Source organism: Myroides odoratimimus (genome assembly GCF_004337635.1).
In the GTDB taxonomy this organism is placed as follows: domain Bacteria; phylum Bacteroidota; class Bacteroidia; order Flavobacteriales; family Flavobacteriaceae; genus Flavobacterium; species Flavobacterium odoratimimum.
In genome coordinates this window covers 551,929-571,331 of record NZ_CP037427.1, presented here as the reverse complement: position 1 = coordinate 571,331, position 19,403 = coordinate 551,929, and the positions used below count along the sequence as shown (strand labels likewise).

At 34.9% G+C, this 19,403-nt stretch carries 18 protein-coding genes; 11 read left to right on the top strand and 7 right to left on the bottom strand.

The window, feature by feature from the left end; translation table 11 throughout:
* Positions 1 to 47: 47 nt before the first annotated feature.
* The gene (locus tag E0Z07_RS02765; protein WP_131540211.1) at positions 48 to 662 is read left to right on the top strand and encodes a hypothetical protein; all 615 of its coding nucleotides are present in this window, start codon (positions 48 to 50) and stop codon (positions 660 to 662) included.
* 844 nt (positions 663 to 1,506) lie between these two features.
* Positions 1,507 to 4,983, top strand: coding sequence for an AAA domain-containing protein (locus E0Z07_RS02760; protein ID WP_131540210.1), 3,477 nt, complete (start codon positions 1,507 to 1,509; stop codon positions 4,981 to 4,983).
* Between the two features lie 316 nt (positions 4,984 to 5,299).
* Here E0Z07_RS02760 and gcvP read toward each other — a convergent pair whose 3' ends face one another.
* Entirely contained in the window at positions 5,300 to 8,155 is a 2,856-nt protein-coding gene (gcvP, locus tag E0Z07_RS02755) for an aminomethyl-transferring glycine dehydrogenase (protein WP_131540209.1), read from the bottom strand.
* A gap of 124 nt (positions 8,156 to 8,279) precedes the next feature.
* Between gcvP and E0Z07_RS02750 the strand changes: the two genes are divergently transcribed.
* Positions 8,280 to 9,110, top strand: a complete 831-nt coding sequence (locus tag E0Z07_RS02750; protein ID WP_131540208.1) for a UbiA prenyltransferase family protein — start codon at positions 8,280 to 8,282, stop codon at positions 9,108 to 9,110.
* 23 nt (positions 9,111 to 9,133) lie between these two features.
* Here E0Z07_RS02750 and E0Z07_RS02745 read toward each other — a convergent pair whose 3' ends face one another.
* Genes E0Z07_RS02745 through E0Z07_RS02735 form a run of 3 tightly spaced genes read right to left on the bottom strand, consistent with a single transcriptional unit; the run spans position 9,134 to position 10,597 of the window.
* Positions 9,134 to 9,343: a helix-turn-helix domain-containing protein gene (locus E0Z07_RS02745; protein WP_006259555.1), complete on the bottom strand. Its 210-nt coding sequence runs from the start codon at positions 9,341 to 9,343 to the stop codon at positions 9,134 to 9,136.
* Positions 9,344 to 9,352: 9 nt separating this feature from the next.
* On the bottom strand, positions 9,353 to 9,967 hold the full coding sequence (locus tag E0Z07_RS02740) for a DUF2975 domain-containing protein (protein WP_131540207.1): 615 nt from the start codon (positions 9,965 to 9,967) through the stop codon (positions 9,353 to 9,355).
* Positions 9,968 to 9,976: 9 nt separating this feature from the next.
* The gene (locus E0Z07_RS02735) at positions 9,977 to 10,597 is read right to left on the bottom strand and encodes a DUF2975 domain-containing protein (RefSeq protein ID WP_131540206.1); all 621 of its coding nucleotides are present in this window, start codon (positions 10,595 to 10,597) and stop codon (positions 9,977 to 9,979) included.
* 294 nt (positions 10,598 to 10,891) lie between these two features.
* Here E0Z07_RS02735 and E0Z07_RS02730 point away from each other — a divergent pair, with 294 nt between their 5' ends.
* On the top strand, positions 10,892 to 12,283 hold the full coding sequence (locus E0Z07_RS02730) for a leucyl aminopeptidase family protein (RefSeq protein WP_131540205.1): 1,392 nt from the start codon (positions 10,892 to 10,894) through the stop codon (positions 12,281 to 12,283).
* Positions 12,284 to 12,396: 113 nt separating this feature from the next.
* Complete coding sequence (locus tag E0Z07_RS02725) at positions 12,397 to 12,906, top strand: GNAT family N-acetyltransferase (protein WP_131540204.1); 510 nt, start codon at positions 12,397 to 12,399, stop codon at positions 12,904 to 12,906.
* 36 nt (positions 12,907 to 12,942) lie between these two features.
* Here the strand turns inward: E0Z07_RS02725 and E0Z07_RS02720 are convergent, their stop codons facing one another.
* Both E0Z07_RS02720 and E0Z07_RS02715 read right to left on the bottom strand, forming a co-directional pair.
* Positions 12,943 to 13,821 carry a hypothetical protein gene (locus tag E0Z07_RS02720; protein WP_131540203.1) on the bottom strand — a complete coding sequence of 293 codons (879 nt, stop codon included), beginning with the start codon at positions 13,819 to 13,821 and terminating at the stop codon, positions 12,943 to 12,945.
* Between the two features lie 283 nt (positions 13,822 to 14,104).
* Complete coding sequence (locus E0Z07_RS02715; protein ID WP_131540202.1) at positions 14,105 to 15,001, bottom strand: hypothetical protein; 897 nt, start codon at positions 14,999 to 15,001, stop codon at positions 14,105 to 14,107.
* A 190-nt stretch (positions 15,002 to 15,191) separates the two neighbouring features.
* Here E0Z07_RS02715 and E0Z07_RS02710 point away from each other — a divergent pair, with 190 nt between their 5' ends.
* The 5 genes from E0Z07_RS02710 to E0Z07_RS02695 all read left to right on the top strand — a co-directional run bounded on the left by E0Z07_RS02710 (position 15,192) and on the right by E0Z07_RS02695 (position 17,409).
* Positions 15,192 to 15,737 (top strand): HugZ family pyridoxamine 5'-phosphate oxidase, encoded by a 546-nt coding sequence (locus tag E0Z07_RS02710; RefSeq protein WP_006259546.1) that lies wholly within the window; start codon positions 15,192 to 15,194, stop codon positions 15,735 to 15,737.
* Positions 15,738 to 15,846: 109 nt separating this feature from the next.
* On the top strand, positions 15,847 to 16,161 hold the full coding sequence (locus E0Z07_RS02705) for a hypothetical protein (protein ID WP_006259545.1): 315 nt from the start codon (positions 15,847 to 15,849) through the stop codon (positions 16,159 to 16,161).
* Positions 16,158 to 16,547, top strand: coding sequence for a hypothetical protein (locus E0Z07_RS02700; protein ID WP_131540201.1), 390 nt, complete (start codon positions 16,158 to 16,160; stop codon positions 16,545 to 16,547). Before E0Z07_RS02705 ends, E0Z07_RS02700 begins: the two co-directional genes overlap by 4 nt.
* A 269-nt stretch (positions 16,548 to 16,816) precedes the next feature.
* The gene (locus E0Z07_RS17980; RefSeq protein ID WP_165868438.1) at positions 16,817 to 16,972 is read left to right on the top strand and encodes a hypothetical protein; all 156 of its coding nucleotides are present in this window, start codon (positions 16,817 to 16,819) and stop codon (positions 16,970 to 16,972) included.
* Between the two features lie 83 nt (positions 16,973 to 17,055).
* Positions 17,056 to 17,409, top strand: a complete 354-nt coding sequence (locus E0Z07_RS02695; RefSeq protein ID WP_041894120.1) for a hypothetical protein — start codon at positions 17,056 to 17,058, stop codon at positions 17,407 to 17,409.
* Between the two features lie 156 nt (positions 17,410 to 17,565).
* Here E0Z07_RS02695 and E0Z07_RS02690 read toward each other — a convergent pair whose 3' ends face one another.
* Entirely contained in the window at positions 17,566 to 18,462 is an 897-nt protein-coding gene (locus tag E0Z07_RS02690) for a DMT family transporter (protein WP_131540200.1), read from the bottom strand.
* 222 nt (positions 18,463 to 18,684) lie between these two features.
* Here E0Z07_RS02690 and E0Z07_RS02685 point away from each other — a divergent pair, with 222 nt between their 5' ends.
* Positions 18,685 to 19,395 (top strand): hypothetical protein, encoded by a 711-nt coding sequence (locus E0Z07_RS02685; protein ID WP_131540199.1) that lies wholly within the window; start codon positions 18,685 to 18,687, stop codon positions 19,393 to 19,395.
* The last annotated feature ends 8 nt before the right edge of the window (positions 19,396 to 19,403 follow it).

The window sequence follows — 19,403 nt, the reverse complement described above, 5'->3', positions numbered from 1 at the left end:
AATAATCTGTAGTTATTATCTTGTGTGGATTAAAGAGACGGTTGAAAATGAATAGATTAATTATTGTTTTTGTTGCACTTATTAGTGCATTTTGCGCTTTTGGCCAAAGCGCAAAAAAACCAATAGAGGTAAAGGTATTAGACTCCACTGTGAAGGATAATAGCCTAGCTACTATTGTAGTAATGAATAACTCTAATGATACGTATTGGTTCCCTTGGGATACTTCAGAGTTAGCTTATGGAGCTAGTGTAGGTAGTACATACGAGAATCAAGTATATGTATTAAAACAAAGAGTGTATAATAAGGCAAGTCATATCGATGAGCCTATGCTGATGAGTGGGGATTATGATTCGGATAGTCTATTAGCCAAGTGGCAAGAAAAGCTGAAAAATAAGAAGGTAACAGACTATGTGATCATAAAGCCGAAAAGCTTCGTACAGCTAAGGTTGCCTTTTAAGTCAGAACTGACTGTAGCTCCGACATGGTATGCATGTAAGGATAATGTAAGTGATGGCGGATATAAGTATTATGTATCTTATGTATATAATACTAAGGCAATGGAACAAGTACTAAGCCCTAAGCTACTAGAAGAGGTGAAGAAATTAGGATATAAAATTTATAAGGCTCCACTAGAGTCTAACAAGGTTCCTATCGCGAAATAATAAAAAGAGAAGTATATCCCATATACTTCTCTTTTCGTCTAAAAAACAGCTGTATAAAAACTTTATACGAATTATTGGCATTGGTAAAAGTACTTATATCTAAATGGATATTATATGATAGTTATCAGTTTGTCTAAAAACTATATTATTGTAGAGAAGTTTACTTTTACTTCATACACACAGTGATTATTAGGGAGTAGCCTAGGTAAGGAGATTGTTTATAGATGAGATGTGTTATTCTTAGCTAAAGTGTATGAGGAGGCAGAGATTCCTCTGTGCATCCAGATAGCTTTTAGTCTTATAGCAGTTATGTTGCTATTGATTCTATATAAGAAGAGAGATATTTCCATCTTCAGTCCGTTGTTTTGTTTTAAATAACGGATTCACTACAGACTCATAACGGACTCACTACGGACTCAGATCAAGGAAGACTGAATGAAATGTGATAGGATACTGAAGTGGACTTAGTAGAAAATAGAGGGGTACAGAAGATTGTACTTTTTGACTATATAGACAGATGTTTTACTTAGTAATAAAGGATTTCAGTAAAGAAATCTATTTATAGGATAAAGATACAGTATCTTATGTTGTAATAAGAGGTGATGCAGCTAAATATTTGATTTATTGATGTATTAGTTGTTTTTGCTTTGAATAGTGAATGGTTTTATTGGATATTGTAATTTAAATTTGCTTGAGAGGTTACAATTATAGTTCACAAGTTATTTAAAGTTTTTAAAGAAGAATTGTCTTAGTTAATAGGACAATTCTTTTTTTATGTAGAGGTGGGATATTTTACTAACTGTAAAATCTAGATTATCTTTGAGATCTAAAATAGATACTGCACATGCTTGATAATAAATATACTTCCTTATACTTTACCTCATTAGTAGATATTATCAATAATACTGACTTGACTACTCGTGCTAAGTATCGCTTGCTTAGAAATCTACTGGAGAAAATATGTAAGAATGTAGTGAAGGATGAGGTGATCAGTCTATCTAATCTATTCTCTCGTTTATCCTTTATATGTAATAAGTATAATGCGAGCCGTGTCATTCACAGTTTTAGGATGATTAGTAATGACTTGACTAAGTATGATTCGGCAGAGTTAGAGCTATATCTAGCGACATACTGGATGGATGTAAATGATTTTATCTCCTATGTATTTCAGGTGCCTGTACCTGATGTGAACAGGTCATACTACCCATTTCCTATTCAGAGATTAGCCTTGAAGCATAATGAGTTTGAGCAGATCATTGATAAGTTGAGGGTTAATGTCTTGAGTATAAAGGATAATTTACTCTTATGTGATGTAGAGAGTGCTGAAGATGGACTGCCTATACGAGTACAGATTAATGAAGAAGGAGTGAATGCTACGTTTAGCTCAATAGAGAAAATATGGAAGGGAGCTACTCTACATTTGATTAATGTAGGGGTAGATGATCAGCAGATATATCATCCGAAGATATTTATTCTAGAGCCAGATTATCTAATAGATGTGTCTGCTATAGCAGAGTGTTTTCAAGACTATGGGACTTCTTCATTGAGCTTTATAAAATCGAAGTTCGATGAGATACCTAATAATAAGTATCTACTCATCGGTAACTTTGCTAATGCTGTCATGGATGAATTAGTAGGAGCAGAGGATGCACACACAGTAGACTTTGATACAGTCTTTGTTCATCACTTTGAGAATTATCCTTTTGAGCATACGGCTTGTTCAGATATCTTAGATATAGAACAGTTTAAGCAATATCGATATGACTGTGAAACTCATTTTAATACGATCAAGAGAGTATATCTAGAAGAGTTCGTACACTATGGTATTACGAATGAGGGAGACATTAATTTAGAGCCAAGTTTTCTATGTAATATTTATGGTGTACAAGGGCGTTTAGACCTTCTTCACAGTATAAAGAAAGATAATCTAAAGACAACTATCGTAGAGCTGAAGTCTGGTGGGACGGTCTATCCTGATGATGGGGTAGGGGTGAAACCTAATCACACTGTACAGCTATATTTATATCACCTCATGCTATCTGTGGTATATGATATACCCTATCGAGAGATAGGAAACGAGAAGTATCTGAGTGGCTTTATTTTTTATAGCAAACCAAGAACTAATAATCTTCGTAAAGATCAGATCAACCTTCGTCGAGTGCAGGCGATATGTGAATTGAGAAATAGAATAGTACTGAATGAACATATCTTAAAGTTAGATGATTTAGATAAAGTGGCGCTCTTACTCCACTATGTAAAAGGGGAGAATATAGTGCGTAACCCTAATCTGAATACCAAGTTTAAGGACATGCTCCATAAGCAGATAGATGTGTTTACGTCTGTGCTAGAGAAGTGTTCAGAGTTAGAGCGTACTTATTTCTATTCTTTTGTCAGCTTTATCGCAAGAGAACAATACATTAGTAAGTTAGGAGCCAGTGACTATGAAGGGAGTCATGGGTTGGCAAGCTTATGGATAGACAGTGCTGAGGTCAAAAAAGATAAGTATAGTATCTTATATGATCTAGAGATTATAGAGAATAAAATCTTCGAAGAAGAGAAGCAGATTACCTTTAGGCGTACATTAGTAGATGACTTTGTCAACTTTAGAAAGGGAGATGTCTGTGTGTTATATCCTCGAGATCATGATACTGATACAGCTGTGAAGCATCAGATATTTAAATGTACGATACAGAGCATTACCAAAGAAGCGGTGACAGTAGTGTTTCGACATAAGCAGAGAGGGATTAACTATTTTAGTCAATATCGCTTATGGGCGCTAGAACGCGACTCTATGGATTCTTCTTTTACAAGTATGTATAAGAGTCTATTTGCGTTTATGAACGCACCTAAGAATAAGAGAGAAGTAATCCTCAATGTGCTACCTCCTAGACAAGGGATAAATTACGGATACTATAAGCCTACTCTTTCTGTAGAACAGAATAGGATATTAAACAATGCGTTGTCAGCAGAAGATTACTTTGTACTAAATGGACCTCCTGGTACCGGTAAGACTTCTCACATTATTAAGGAGCTCGTAGAAGAATTATATACCAATACCAATCAAAATATACTACTTCTAGCCTATACTAATAAGGCTGTGGATGAGCTATGTGGTGCGGTGACAGATGCGCTGGAGCATGTATCTACCATAGATAAGTTTGTGCGTATAGCTAGCCCGTTATCTAGTAGTCAGAAATATGCTGATCATCTAGTCAGCACGATTATTAAGCGAGAGAGCGAGGCGTTAGAGAAATCGGGTAGGCGATTCACTAGAAATGTTTTGTCTAATATTATACGTAATAATAGAGTGTTTCTATCTACAGTAGCTACTATGTCTAGTAAGAATGATGTGTTCAAGTTAAAGAAATTCGATACAGTTATCATAGATGAGGCTTCTCAGATATTAGAACCTCAGATTATAGGGTTATTGCCTAAGTGTAAAAGGTTTATTATGATCGGTGATCACAAACAGCTTCCGGCGATAGTGGTACAGAGTGATACATTGTCTAAGACTAATAATCCTCTGCTAGAACAGATCGGGTTAGCAGATAGGCGCAATTCATTATTCGAACGATTATATAACTTCTGTGAGCTGAATAAATTAGATTATGCACATGACACTCTTACTTATCAAGGGCGTATGCATAGAGACATCGCTGCGTTTCCTAATGTAGCGTTCTATGAAGGCAAATTAAAAGAAGCTTATACGTTAGAGAACTTAACTACAGTAGCTAAAAGTAATCTAGAGAGACAAGTAGCTCCGTTAGACTTAAAGCCTGTAGCTAGTGATCCACTAAGTGCAATATTGGCACAGAGGAGAGTGATCTTTGTCAATGTGGAAGAACACCATGCAGGACAACAGAAGAAAACGAGTGAGAAAGAAGCTGATTTTGTTGTCTGTCTATTACAGAAGATTGAGCAACTTAATCTACTAAACGGTGATAGTACAGACTTGACAAAACGCGTGGGAATTATAGCTCCGTTTAAGAATCAGATAGCACTGATTAAAAATAAGCTAGAAGGAAGTGATATACTAAATGCAGAGGATATAGTAGTAGATACAGTAGAACGTTTTCAGGGAGGGCAGAGAGATATTATTATTTATTCGTTTACGATTAATGAAGTACTTCAGTTAGATGGGGTAGTGAGTCTTAATGATGATCAGTCAGTAGACCGTAAGTTAAATGTGGCTCTGACTCGTGCAAAAGAGCAAATGATTATTTTAGGCAATGCTGAGGTGCTTAGTCATAATAGTATATATAAAGAGCTGATCACTCATATTAAAGAACAAGGCGGTTACTTCGAATACGATAGTTTATAGTTAACAACATTGTTAGTAACTATGTTGATAACCCTGTTAATAAGAGTTGTTTAATTATTGAAAATGTTGATAACTATAGAAGATGATTATTCCTTATAATTGCTATTTGGTTTATAACTTATTGTATTAGTGTGGTTTGTTTGTTTTTTTAAGTTGAGGTTATGACTGTATATAATGTGGATAAGATGAATTATAGTTATTAACAATATTGTTGATAACTATAGAAGTACGACATAGTAACTTGGGTCAAAAAGAACATAGTAGAGCATAAAAAAACGCCATCGTAATGATGGCGTTTTCTGTATAGATAAATCTGTTAAGATAAGTTCTCCATATAAACTTCGATAGGAGCACAAGAACAAATTAAGTTTCTGTCACCGTAAGCATCGTCAATACGACGTACAGTAGGCCATAATTTGTTTTCAGCTACATAAGGAAGTGGGTAAGCCGCTTTCTGTCTTGAGTATGGAAGATCCCAGTTATCAGCAGTTAATAAGGCTAATGTGTGAGGAGCATTCTTAAGCTCGTTCACAGGGTTTTCGATAGTTGCATTCTCAATTTCTTGACGGATAGAAGCCATAGCATCACAGAATCTGTCAAGTTCTTCTTTGCTCTCACTTTCTGTTGGTTCGATCATTAATGTACCAGCTACTGGGAAAGAAACTGTAGGAGCGTGGAAACCGTAGTCGATAAGACGTTTAGCGATATCTGTTACCTCGATACCTTTTTCTTTAAACTCACGTACGTCTACGATCATCTCGTGTGCAGCACGTCCTTTCTCACCTGTATAAAGGATAGCGTAGTGCTCCTCTAAACGAGATTTCATGTAGTTAGCATTTAAGATCGCTTGTTGTGTTACTTTCTTAAGACCCTCAGTTCCTAACATAGCGATGTAACCGTAAGAGATTAAACACACTAATGCAGATCCGTAAGGAGCAGCAGAGATAGCAGTAATTCCTTTCTCTCCACCTACCTTAACGATAGGGTTAGTAGGTAAGAATGGTACTAAGTGCTCAGCCACACAGATAGGTCCTACACCAGGCCCACCACCTCCGTGAGGAATAGCGAAAGTCTTGTGTAAGTTTAAGTGACATACATCAGCCCCGATATTAGCAGGGTTAGTGATAGCTACCTGTGCATTCATATTAGCACCATCCATATATACTTGTCCTCCGTTATCGTGGATGATTTGAGTAATCTCCATGATAGCAGACTCATATACACCATGTGTAGATGGGTAAGTCACCATAAGACAAGATAAGTTATCTTTATATTGTTCAGCTTTAGCTTTTAAGTCAGCCACGTCGATATTCCCTTCAGGAGTAGTTTTAGTTACGACTACTTTCATACCAGCCATAGCAGCAGAAGCAGGGTTAGTACCGTGTGCAGAAGCAGGAATAAGTGCGATATCGCGTTGGAAGTCACCTCTAGAGTGGTGGTATGCACGGATAGCCATAAGACCAGCGTACTCTCCTTGAGCTCCAGAGTTTGGTTGTAATGTAGTACCAGCAAAACCAGTAATCACATTTAACTTCTCTTCTAATCCGTGTAGCATCTCTAAGTATCCTTGTGCTTGATCAGCAGGTACGAATGGGTGAACGTTGTTCCACTGTGCATTACTCAATGGTAACATCTCAGCAGCAGCATTCAATTTCATTGTACAAGACCCCAAAGAGATCATAGAGTGGTTAAGAGCTAAGTCTTTACGCTCTAATTTTTTGATATAACGCATTAACTCAGTCTCAGAGTGGTAGCTGTTAAATGCAGCGTGCTCTAAGAACTTAGAAGTACGTTTTAGTTTATCTTGGTATTTAATTTCAGTGCTTAATGCAGTTACTTCTGTAGCTGTCTTACCAGTAGCTTGAGCGAATACATTAACAATAGCATTGATGTCAGCTAATTCTACAGTCTCGTTTAATGAGATAGAGATAGTGTTTGCATCGATATAGTTGAAGTTAATAGAGTTTGCTTCAGCGATAGGTTTCACTTTAGCAGCGTCAGCTTTCACTAAGATAGTGTCAAAGAAGTTAGCGTTAAGTTGTTCAATACCTAATTTACCTAATTCAGTAGCTACAGTTACTGCTTTTGCATGGATTAAAGAAGCGATGTTAGTCAATCCTTTAGGTCCGTGGTAAACAGCGTAGAAACTTGCCATAACAGCTAATAATACTTGAGCAGTACAGATATTAGAAGTAGCCTTCTCACGTTTGATGTGTTGCTCACGAGTTTGTAGAGCCATACGCAGAGCGAAGTTACCATCAGCATCTTTAGATACTCCGATGATACGACCTGGCATACTACGTTTATATTCTTCTTTAGTAGCGAAGAAGGCAGCGTGAGGACCTCCGAATCCTAATGGAATACCAAAACGTTGAGTAGTACCTACTACTACGTCAGCACCCATTTCTCCTGGAGGCGTTAATAATACTAAAGACATGATATCAGCAGCTACAGCTACTTTAATGTCTTTTGCTTTTGCTTGGTTTATAAAGTCAGCATAGTCAGCTACGATACCGTGTTTACCAGGGTATTGTAAGATAGCACCGAAGAATTCTTCTGAGAAGTCAAAATCTTCGTGGTTACCTACTACTAACTCTACACCAAATGGAGTAGCACGAGTCTGTAATACTGATAAAGTCTGTGGTAAGATTTCTTCAGAAACGAAGAATTTCACTACGTTATTTTTCTTTTGATCTCTTGTTCTTACGTCGAATAATAAGATCATAGCTTCAGCAGCTGCAGTTGATTCATCTAATAGAGAAGCATTTGCAATCTCCATACCAGAAAGCTCGATAACAGTAGTTTGGAAGTTTAATAAAGCTTCTAAACGACCTTGAGCTACTTCAGCTTGGTAAGGAGTATAAGCTGTATACCATCCTGGGTTTTCAAATACGTTACGGATAATAGCAGCAGGAACTACTGCCTCATTATATCCTAAACCAATGAAAGAACGGAATATTTTATTTTTGTTTCCTAATGCTTGAATGTGAGATAAGTACTCATACTCAGTCATTGCAGGAGCAAGGTTTAAGTCTTCTTTAAGACGGATTGCGTCTGGAAAAGTTTCGTTGATTAATTGTTCAATGCTATCAGCTTTCACTGTTTTAAGCATCTCTGCCATATCCTCAGGACGAGGACCAATGTGTCTTAATGCAAATGCGTTTGTTTTCATTTGGACAATAAATAAAAGTTGTGTTTAATCACACAAAAATAACCATTAATCTGACAATTGTATCTTTATATCGATTAATTTTGAAAAGTGATTACGCATTGCGCTTGTTAGATTGATAATTAATATGGATTTGTTAAAAAACAGAATAGTTGCTCTTTATTTAAACGGAAGTGTTCACGTTTCCTTAGCAGTATTTGCTTTGGTACAAATGACATTTTATTTCTGTCACCTTCCATTTGATGCAGCTGTGTCTGTTTTGGCTTTTACAGGAACACTTTTTTCTTATAATTTCATTAAGTATGCAGAGGTAGTCTATAGACATAAAACTCCATTTACGCTTCGGTTAAAGGTCATTATAGGGATAAGTATTATCGCGTTGCTTATAGGTACTATGGCTTTCTTTATGTTGAATTGGAAGGCACAGTTGGTCACTTTGAGCTTATTGGTGTTGTCAGTTTTATACGCTATCCCTATTAGTAGCAATAGAAGTAATCTGCGCAACCTGGCAGGGCTTAAAGTGTATATTGTCTGTCTGTGTTGGGCTACTGTAACGCTTATAGTACCGGTGATGAATGCGGATATACCAGTCAGTTGGGATATTGTAGTTAAGTTTATACAGCGTTTTATTTTAGTGTTTATTCTAATCGGGATATTCGAAGTTGTTGATTTACAATACGACGACAAGTATTTAAAGACCTTACCTCAAATGCTTGGAATAGCTAATACCAAGTGGTTGTTGGGATTGTTACTAATTCCTTTTTATGTTATCGAATTTTTTAAGGTAGGCTATCAGCCTATACAAGCGTGGAATAACTTATTGATTGTTCTTCTTACGCTGTTCTTTATTTATTATGCATCTCCTAAACGCACCAAATTCTTTACGCTATTTTGGGTAGAGAGTGTACCTATTGTTTGGTGGTTAATTGTTGTGGTTCAGGGAAATGCTAGTTTATAAGAATAAAAAAGACCAAGCAGTGCTCAGTCTTCATTTACATATTCTAGTATATCAGCTGGTTGACAATCTAACTCTTTACAGATTGCCTCCAATGTACTAAAGCGTATGGCTTTCGCCTTATTGGTCTTGAGTATGGATAGATTACTCACAGTGATACCTACACGCTCAGCCAACTCATTAAGCGATATCTTTCGCTTAGCCATCATGACATCAAGGTTTACTATTATTGGCATATCGTGGGGTTATATGGTTAGTTCTGCATCTTCTTTTAGACGCAAATGTTGTTTCAATACTTCTACAATCATCAGCAAAATTAAGGGAATAAAGAACATTGTGAAATTAAAATTACCTTTTACAGCTTCTAGGTTATATAGAGAGGCTATTCTCGATGCTTCGTAGGTAGATAGATATTCAAGTAGGTTCTCATAAATAGCAAGACCTAAAAGTATAGAAGCTAGTATTTTTATACGTTTAATTTGAAAACGAGTAGCAGTCTCTCCTTTGTACAAAAACTTTAGAATAATAAAGCTATTGTATAAGCCATAGATTATAAAGCCTACAAAAATAAATGAACTCATTATCATAACAGTTCTAAGAAATGAATAACTAAAAGGAACGTCATCTACACGAATTCTACTTGTTGAATCAGTTACTATTATTTTAGATGAGTTATGATTAGTAGTTAGTTTTGCATTGTATTCTGTACTGTTTTTTATTGTTATATAGTAGGGATTTGTCAAAGTAGTGCTCCCGCTGTCATATCCTTCATTAAAACCTCTTTTCATATCCTTAAAATGGTTGTTAAAGGAAAATAAATAAGCAATGATTAATAATATGGTTAGAAATTTTAGTTTCATAAAATCAAGTTATATGGTTAGTTCAGCACTTTCTTTTAAAGTTAAATGTTGCTTTAATACTTCAACAATTAATAACAGAATTAAAGGAATAATAAATAATGAAAAATCATAGTCATACTTAACTAAGTCTAGATTATAAATATTAGCTACTTCTTGTTGTTCTTTGTTTGAATAAAAAATATAAATATTCCCTAATACAGGTAGAATCAGGTGAAAATAAGCTAGGAGTTGTAGTCGTCTTATCTGATTATTAGATACTATATTACCACTATATAAGTTTTTAAAGAATTTTATAAATACAATAAAAATAACAGGATACAGGAATATACTAAGTATACCTAATAAACCTATGAAGAAATTACTAACCCCGTTTGAATATTGTTTAGGAACTTCTACTTCAATAGTCTCTTTTATTTCACGTATTTGTATATCAGTAGTTTTTTTATCTGTTAGAGATAAATGAAGGTCAGAGGTTTCACTAGGAGTCTGTTTAACGACTAAAGTAGTATACGTTTTATCATCATGACACTCTGGAGCTTCATTATACCCTTGTTGAAAATCTCTAAAGTGTACACAAAGATTGGCTATATATAATACAATAAATATAATTGCAAGTAATTTCAGTTTCATAATCTAGGTTTAGAATAATACATTTATTAATCGTTCACATAATGCTACTAAAAGCATAGCCCAATGGATTAGTAATTTTATCATCGTTAGTAATTTAGTTGGTTAATAGTGATTCAAAAGTATATTTTATTTTTTATAAAACAAATAATATTTGTTGTTATTCGATAAATACTTGTCTCAAAACGTCAAAAATATCTTTTTTGGATACTTGGAGGTTATAGCAGAGTTTTAAGAAAAGCTCTTTTTTAGTTGTGTCTAAAAATGTTATATTTGCAGTAATATAAAAAGACAAAGATGATACAACTAGTAAATAACATGAAAGAAAACGGGAACGTTGTTTTCGTTTTAAGTAGTGAGAACAAAGGAATTATTGAGGTTCCTGCATTCTTAAATGATTTCGTAAAAGCATTTGAAGAAGGAAAAAAAGAAGAGGACTTTGCTAAAGTAGGAAGTCAGTATTTCTTTTTCGTAAAAGAGAATGAGAACTTAGAGAAAATGCGTTTGGCAGGTAATAGCGTTCGCAAACAATTAGATAAAAAAGCTGACAACCTAACTATCGTTGGTAATGGTGCTTCTACATTAGCTTTAGTAGAAGGATTTATGTTGTCAAACTACCAATTCTTAAAGTACTTCAAAGAAGCAGAAGAAATGAAGTACGCTTTAGTAGGTGTTGAGGTAAAAGGAGATTTCACAGCTAAACAAATCAGTGATTTAAACAACACTGTAAAAGCAGTGTATTGGGCTCGTACAATGGTAAACGAACCTGTAAACTTCTTAAATGCTACTCAACTAGCAACTGAAATAGAAGCTTTAGGTAAAGAGGCTAACTTCTCAGTGAAAGTATTAGGTCGCAAAGAGATTGAAGACTTGAAGATGGGTGGTTTATTAGCTGTTAATAAAGGATCTATCGATCAACCTACTTTTACTATAATGGAGTACAAACCAGCTAATCCAATCAATAAAAAGCCTATCGTATTAGTAGGTAAAGGAGTAGTGTATGATACAGGAGGTTTAAGCTTAAAACCAACTGCAGGTTCTATGGACTCTATGAAGAGTGATATGGGAGGTGCAGCATGTATGGCAGGTACTATCTATGCAGCAGCTTTAAATGAAGTGAATGTTCACGTTATCGGATTAGTTCCTGCTACAGATAACCGTCCTGGAGGAAATGCTTATGCTCCTGGTGATGTAATCACTATGTATGATGGTACGACTATCGAGGTGCTAAACACAGATGCAGAAGGACGTATGATCTTAGCAGATGCTATTGCTTATGCTACTCAGTATGACCCAGAGGTTATTATTGATGCGGCTACGCTTACAGGTGCAGCTTTAGTAGTAGCTGGAGATATGGCATCTTGTATTATGGGGAATGATGAGCAGACTATCGATGCTATTATCGCTTCAGGATACAACGTACACGAGCGTTTAGCTAAGTTACCTTTCTGGGATGACTATAAAGACTTGCTAAAATCTAATATTGCCGATATGAAGAATATCGGAGGGCGTTTTGCAGGTACTATCACAGCAGGTAAGTTCTTAGAGCACTTCGCTAAAGCACCTTATGTACATATCGATATCGCTGGTCCAGCATGGATGGATGCACCAAGAGATTACAAAGGTAATGGTGGTACAGGAAGTGGAGTACGTACTTTAGTTGACTTCTTGACTAACTATAAAGGATAATATCTAATCAGGATATAAAGAGTGAGAACGAGAGTAGTATAACTACTCTCGTTTTTTTATAGTTGTATTTATAGTTTTATCATATTTTTGTTGCCTTATAAAAAATTATAACAATGAATAACTTAGCAGAAACAACCACTTTTATACCTGTAGATAAACATAATATACACCTAATTCTTCCTTTAGCAGAGAAGATTTGGGAGGATACTTACCTTCATATTATCGGGCAAGAACAGATAGATTATATGCTACCGATGATGTATAGTGACGAGCGTATATTAGGTGAACTAAAAGAAGGGTACCAATGGGAACTGTTAATGCAAGGGGATGAGTTATTAGGCTATACGAACTATAAGCTTATGGAGGATAATCGTGTGTTTCTTTCTAAGTTGTATACCAATGTGTATAAACAAGTAAAGGGCTTAGGGCATTTTATGTTTGAGCACGTAGTAGACTACGCTAAGCGAGAGGGAGCTACTGCTGTATATCTTACTGTGAATAAAAATAACCAACGTGCTATAGACTTCTATATCCGCAATAATATGAAGTGTATAGAGTCTAAGACTTTTGATATCGGTGGTGGATATGTAATGGATGATTATATCTATCAGTTAGATTTATAATAACAAAAAAGGTTAGCCAATGGCTAACCTTCTTTGTTAGAACATCAGTTCTATTACTCTATAAGTGAATTCATATTCATAAATACTCGGTTGCTCGTTAGGCATAGACTTGACTACTGTTTTTACCTTAGCAGTCAGTGGTAGATCCTGAGCATTATAAGTGTATTCTATCGTAGTTAGAAGATCGCTATTCTCTATTTTAACGACATTGTTTTGTTGGTTATAATTAGTATACATCAGTTCATTAGCACTGAGGGAGTTTGACACATTATAAGCATAAGGCAAATAAGCAAATGGGTAGTTTTTTTGGTCATAAGTATAGATTGTCTTATAGCTATCTAGGTTGATTAACTTTAGATTGTTATTAGGATCATAGATAAAGTCGGTTACTTCAGGATCAGAATACTGTGGCTTAGAAGATATCTCTATAGAACCAGGCAAGTCTAGCCTATTATAGACTATCTTACTTACTCTAGACTCGTCATAGTATAAATCCTTAAACTCTGTGTACTGCAGTATCTTGTTGTCATATACTAGGTCTAAGCTCATTTTATTCTCTCCATAGGTGACCTTGCGTAGTAGATTATTCTCATCTAACTCCATTGTAGCATTGAAGGAACTAGTAGGTGCTCCATTCTCTACTAAGTAAGATTCTACGGAAGTCAGTTGACCTAAATCATTATAATTAAAGTCATATTTAGTGATAGATACCTCTGTACTAGAAGTAATTCCATCTACTACATTCACATTATCGATAAGGGTTGAGCTATCTACTGGGACATAGTTCTTCTCAACAACTTGGCTCACTACAGTCAGCTTCTTTATTTGTGCGTTTGGACTTACCTTTTCTGTAGAGTAACTATTCATACTTCCAAGAAGGAATAATAATGACATTAATAGTAGATTTCTTCTCATTTCTTTTCAGGGTTATTAATTACTGAGATATAGGGTTTAAGTATACTCTTCTAGAAGAACCCAAAATCAAAAAGCCAAGCACTATCGTATAAACCTCTTTATAGTACTAATCGTTTTGGACTAGTAGAGGCCACTCTTTTTGGTTGAGTATATCTATCTATACTTTTAGATAAAGTTAATGTTTTAACATATAACTACATCAATTTTCTAATTCTAATTTTAGTATAGCTAGTTTTATCGCGTTATAATATGGTTAGATAGCTAGTATTAATAAGCTATTAGTCTATTTTCTTTTCTTGTTTTTTAGACGGGTTACCTCTAATTCTTTATAATAAAACTCATATTCACATGTCACTCTACTATCTAGTGCATTTATTTTAGAAGTCTTTCTAACTCTAGCTGTGATCGGTAGGTTCTCTGTATTATACGTATAATTTATCGTAGTGATGTGTTCATCATCTTCGAACTCCACAATGTTGTTTTTAGGAGCATATGTAGTAAAGGTCAGCCAGTCTATAGACATATAGTAGAATGGATTATAGTAATATGGTTGCCCTTCTAGCATATATCGCTTATCATCATACCTAAAAGAGAATACTTCTAGAGGATTCTTATAGGTACGCACATTTTGATTAAGGTCATACGTGAAGTCAAGATTGATGACTTCATTAGGTTTGCTTTCATTACCTAATCGAGCATGTACAGGCAACTGATGCTTATCATACGTAAATGTATTAACGACTAGCTCTTTAAACTCTGGTTCATAATGTGTGATTTGATGAAGGATATTGTCTTTATAAACAGTTTTTAACTTATCAGTATCTTCATCTAGTGATATGGTCGTCAATTGTTTTTTATCATTTAGTACTACTCCTAAGTTAGAGGGATTAGTTGTTTTTCCATTGATGATATTACTAGAATACGTATTGACTAGTTGACCATATTCATCATAGGTAAATAAGAAGTTGCGTACTTCTGTCTCTGTATTCTCTTTATCTTTATTTAAGGTATTTGATTTTCCATCTGCATAAGTTTCTGTGATTAGTAAGTAACTTTTTTCTACAGCATGGTCTAATACTGTTGTTTTAAATGTTTTCCCTTTTCGTTTTGTAGTAGAATTAAAACTACCGCAATTCATTAATAGTAATAATAGTGGTGCTATTAAAAGTGTTCTTTTCATTGTTGTCTTGACTAGGCGATAAAAATACAATTATTTTTATACACACGCTTCTATGGGATTTATTTAAACCTAGTACGGATAGTTGGTGTATTTATTTGTGTCTTTATGGTATAATGTTGTTAAAGCTACTTTCTTATTCTTATTTAGTTTAAATAATTTATTATCTTCGCTTCATTAAAATTTATAAGAGATGAGTACAGATACAATAAACCCAAATTTCGATCAGCATAAAGTAAAGCCTAAAGCTCCTAAAATCGAAGAATTAATCAATGAGTGTAAGTCAGTAATGATGGCTACTATCAGCGAGGACGGAACACCATTAGTAAGTACAGCTCCTTATTCTAGAGTAGGAAATGAGTTTCAGATATTAGTTTCTTTTATGGCAAAACATACAAAGAACTTACGTGACCGCAAGCAAGTATCATTCATGTTTGTAGAAGATGAGAGCGTATCTAAACAATTATATGCTAGACACCGTTTAACCTTAGATACTCAAGCAGAGTTAATCGAGAAAGAAAATCCATTATACGAGAAAGCAATCGCTGACTTAAGAGAAAGACATGGTAAGGTAGTAGAAGTATTAGATAACTTGGAAGACTTCATCATGTTTAACTTTAAGCCAGTTAAAGGTTCTTATGTGAACGGATTCGGTAGTGCATACTTCGTAGATGAGAATCTAGAAGTGATGGAACACAGAAGAGGTGCTCATGGACAACATAACGTAGATCAAAAGTAATAACTATATTTTTATTAACGGAAGAAGCCTTTATTTCCTTATTGGAGTAAAGGCTTTTTTTATTGTACTATAAAATAGTAGTTTTGAAGACAGAAGATTATTTTGATTTATGACTAAAGGACAAGTACATATTCGCTGTTCTAAATGCGGAACATTTAATGTAGATACAGATAACTGTATATCATGTGGACATGCATTGAATATGGTACAGCAACGTGAAGAAGAACGCAAGCACCTAGAACGCGAACGCATCGCTAAGGCATTAGCCGAAGAGCCTTCTGCTATAGAGAAGTTTTTACTCCGTATGACGAAGCATCCGTGGCTGCTAGTACGTTTATTTTTTAAGCTAGTCTATGGCGTTTGGTTTACTGTGATGGCAGTGACTATGTTTATAGCTTGGCTAATCGGGATGATAGTAGCATGAGTGTATTGAAGCATTGGACTTTTATCACTATGCTAGTAGTGGGGGGAGCTATCTATACAGCACAGCGTCTGGAGGTAGCGTTACCATCCTTTATTAATAATTATGTCAACGATATCCTATCTATTCCGCTTACGATGGCAGTGATATTAGTCATTCTACGCCTGTGGAAAGGGAGCACCTATCAGTTATCTCCTCTGATGATCGCTAGTGTAGTTTTATATTATGCTTTTTACTTTGAATATTACCTTCCTCAGCACACTTCTCGTTATACAGCAGATCTATATGATATAGGCTGTTATATCATAGGAGGTATCCTCTTTTATCTCTTACAACAGTATGTGTGGAGCGCGCATAACTCCCTTAAGAAGAAAGTATCAGGTAAATAAATAGCTGTACTTTTTTTGTTTTTATCTATTTAAGAGCTGTTTTTTCTCTCTTTTTAGCAGTTTTGAACTGTTTTTTTTAAGCACATCCCTTTTTTTGACGTTTTTAGGTAGTTAATAGAAAAAAGCTGTATATATTTTTTGATTAGTGTTTTTTTTGTTAAGAGATTGATATTTAGCTATTTATTTGTTTTAAGTATGATTTGGCTATTGTTCTATATCTAGCTTAAAGCCAGTATTCATGGGGTTTTATCGCAGATTGTTCGACAATAGTGGGACAATACACTGAGAATGGTGGAGCTAAGAGATTGTTTGTCGAAGGAATATCCTTTTATACTCCACGTATTCTTCATGTATTGGCTCTTTACACGGTGATGAGTTATTTTGAAGATTTGAGTTTTAATTACAGAGAAGATTCAGGAGGATAAGGCAAAAAATGAAAAAAACGATACCTTTGTACTTCCACTGAGATAGCGTTGTCTAGAAGGTGTTATAACAATTAAAGCGCAGTATGATTACAGTATTTTATACAGATTATTATGAGAATTTATCTGAAGAGAATCTAGAACTAACACTAGAAGAATGTATCGAGATATTCTCAGAGACGATAGATTTAGTGGATAACTTCGTCGGTATTACAGTAGGTGCACACACGATGCAGTTTCACTGTGATGAAGACCGTATCTTAGTAGAGGTGTTAAATCCTCCTACATTAGTCAATCCGCAGATGTATGCTGATAAAGCACAATGTCTAGCCATCATTAAAGATATTTATGCAAAACAGCAACTGTTCGTCTATCCGCAGATGAAGCTAGTAGATGTACGCAAAGAGAGTCTTGATGATGTATTAGAAAGAGAAGCTTAATAGACAAGAATAGAAAAGCCTGCTAGACAACCTAGCAGGCTTTTTTGTGAAATCTTTTTTTTGTGAAGGTGTGAAATCGTTTAGTCTTATTATATCAATACATTATGCCTATAGGGCAAGACTGTTAACCGTAAACCGATAACTGTAAACCAATTACTATTTCTTCTGATTAGCGATAATGACTAAGGTTACAGCACCCAATACGAATACTAGACCTATAGCAGACATCCAATCGAAGTGCTCTGCAAAGAATAAGGTACCTACTAGTACTGCTACTACTGGCTCCATAGACCCTAAGATAGAGGTGACAGTACTACCTGCATGCTTCACTGCTAGTACTAGACATAGGTCAGAAATGAAGGTAGCGAATACTCCTAATAGAATAAGATTAATCCAGTCACTCGTAAGAGTTACAGTCTGTATTCCTGTGGTGAAAAGACAGTAGAATAAGAAGATTAAACACCCCATTAATAATACATAGAAGGTCAATGAATCAAAGTTCATCTCTGATATTCTAGATTTATTTAAGCCTACGATATACAGTCCATAGGTGAATATCGTCAGAGCAGAGAGTACTAATCCTGTGATCAGTGAAGGTGAAGCCTCACCGTGTATACACATCATACCCACTCCCACTAGTGATAGAATAGACGCTACTAAGAGTGCGATAGACTTCTTCTCTTTATAGAACATAATCATGACGATACTGACGAATATAGGGTATAAGAAGTGTACAGTAGTGGCTAGACCACTATCTATATACTCATACGCATCGACTAAGAATTTGGCTGTTGCGGCATACAATAACGCCAAGAAAAAGACGACTGCTAGATCTTTAATAGAAATTTTTAAGCTTGTTTTTTTGTACAAACATACTGCGCCCATAGTCACAGATGAAAATAAGAATCGATAAAATAGAATGGTCGGTATGCCTATAGCAGCCACTCCTTCTGGTCGCAAGTTCGGCAGTATCAATGGTAAGGAGAACAAAGGCACCAAACCAAATGTACCCGAAGAAATCAATGCGAATAGAATTCCTTTAAGGTTTTTCATTGTTTTAAAAATCTTTTAATTAAAAATCTGCGCAAAGGTACATTTTCAAGATGGGGTATAGAAGTAGGAGGTATATTATTGTTAATCTCTTGTTTTACCTAGGTTAGGACTGCTTATTTTGATAAGAGATTTGGTAGAGAAAAATTAAGATGATAACGTTTTTCGTAATAATTTTAGAATAAGATAATGAAGGAATAGCGTATCTTTAACATAAAATTCGATATGAAAAGATGTGTGCTATTGATTTTGATAATATTGTCTTTACAGGCGTGTGATAAGGGGGTGGACGTTACCCCACCTACGGATTGGCGATTAGAGAATCTAAATGGACAAGTTAAATCTCGTACTATTTCGAGGTACAAACCAGGCTCTGATGAGGTAGAGGTAACAGTAATTACTTATAGTAAGGAAGGGTATTGTTTAGAGAGTGTGAATCGTACTTTTACTTCTAATGATAATAAAGTTAATTCTATATCAACTCAAGAGAATATAATAGTATATAAGGAATATATAGGAAATAAAAGAGAAGTTAATAAGCTTAATAAAGATCGTAAGTACATCTTTAAAGGTAGTATAACATGGGAGGCAGAAGATAGGTATATACATGAACGAACTTATCTTGGATACACCCCTATCTATGGAACACTAATAGTTAAACTTAATAAGGAAGGCAAAGTAGAATCTTTAAAATATAAGAGTCATAAGGAAGGTGAGTTTAGTCCTCATAGTAACTATAATGTAGTGTATAGCTATGGTGATAAGAATGAGCCTATTAGTTATGTTTTTAATGATATTGCCAATTCAGAAAAAAAAGAATTTTATTTAGTAGAAACAGGTTATGATGACAAAGGGAATATCTTAAAGTTAGAGAGTATTGACCGATCTGGGGAGTTAAATAATTATAAGGTCTATACGTATGAATATTACGATTAATAAAAAAT

Excerpts from the sequence above, each read along its gene's own strand:
- E0Z07_RS02685 (WP_131540199.1), top strand. The coding sequence starts at position 18,685 with ATGAAAAGATGTGTGCTATTGATTTTGATAATATTGTCTTTACAGGCG.
- E0Z07_RS02715 (WP_131540202.1), bottom strand. The coding sequence starts at position 15,001 with ATGAAAAGAACACTTTTAATAGCACCACTATTATTACTATTAATGAAT.
- E0Z07_RS02695 (WP_041894120.1), top strand. The coding sequence starts at position 17,056 with ATGATTACAGTATTTTATACAGATTATTATGAGAATTTATCTGAAGAG.
- E0Z07_RS02705 (WP_006259545.1), top strand. The coding sequence starts at position 15,847 with ATGACTAAAGGACAAGTACATATTCGCTGTTCTAAATGCGGAACATTT.
- E0Z07_RS02745 (WP_006259555.1), bottom strand. The coding sequence starts at position 9,343 with ATGCCAATAATAGTAAACCTTGATGTCATGATGGCTAAGCGAAAGATA.
- E0Z07_RS02730 (WP_131540205.1), top strand. The coding sequence starts at position 10,892 with ATGATACAACTAGTAAATAACATGAAAGAAAACGGGAACGTTGTTTTC.
- E0Z07_RS02740 (WP_131540207.1), bottom strand. The coding sequence starts at position 9,967 with ATGAAACTAAAATTTCTAACCATATTATTAATCATTGCTTATTTATTT.
- gcvP (WP_131540209.1), bottom strand. The coding sequence starts at position 8,155 with ATGAAAACAAACGCATTTGCATTAAGACACATTGGTCCTCGTCCTGAG.
- E0Z07_RS02720 (WP_131540203.1), bottom strand. The coding sequence starts at position 13,821 with ATGAGAAGAAATCTACTATTAATGTCATTATTATTCCTTCTTGGAAGT.
- E0Z07_RS02760 (WP_131540210.1), top strand. The coding sequence starts at position 1,507 with ATGCTTGATAATAAATATACTTCCTTATACTTTACCTCATTAGTAGAT.
- E0Z07_RS02710 (WP_006259546.1), top strand. The coding sequence starts at position 15,192 with ATGAGTACAGATACAATAAACCCAAATTTCGATCAGCATAAAGTAAAG.
- E0Z07_RS02700 (WP_131540201.1), top strand. The coding sequence starts at position 16,158 with ATGAGTGTATTGAAGCATTGGACTTTTATCACTATGCTAGTAGTGGGG.
- E0Z07_RS02690 (WP_131540200.1), bottom strand. The coding sequence starts at position 18,462 with ATGAAAAACCTTAAAGGAATTCTATTCGCATTGATTTCTTCGGGTACA.
- E0Z07_RS02750 (WP_131540208.1), top strand. The coding sequence starts at position 8,280 with ATGGATTTGTTAAAAAACAGAATAGTTGCTCTTTATTTAAACGGAAGT.
- E0Z07_RS02725 (WP_131540204.1), top strand. The coding sequence starts at position 12,397 with ATGAATAACTTAGCAGAAACAACCACTTTTATACCTGTAGATAAACAT.
- E0Z07_RS02765 (WP_131540211.1), top strand. The coding sequence starts at position 48 with ATGAATAGATTAATTATTGTTTTTGTTGCACTTATTAGTGCATTTTGC.
- E0Z07_RS02735 (WP_131540206.1), bottom strand. The coding sequence starts at position 10,597 with ATGAAACTGAAATTACTTGCAATTATATTTATTGTATTATATATAGCC.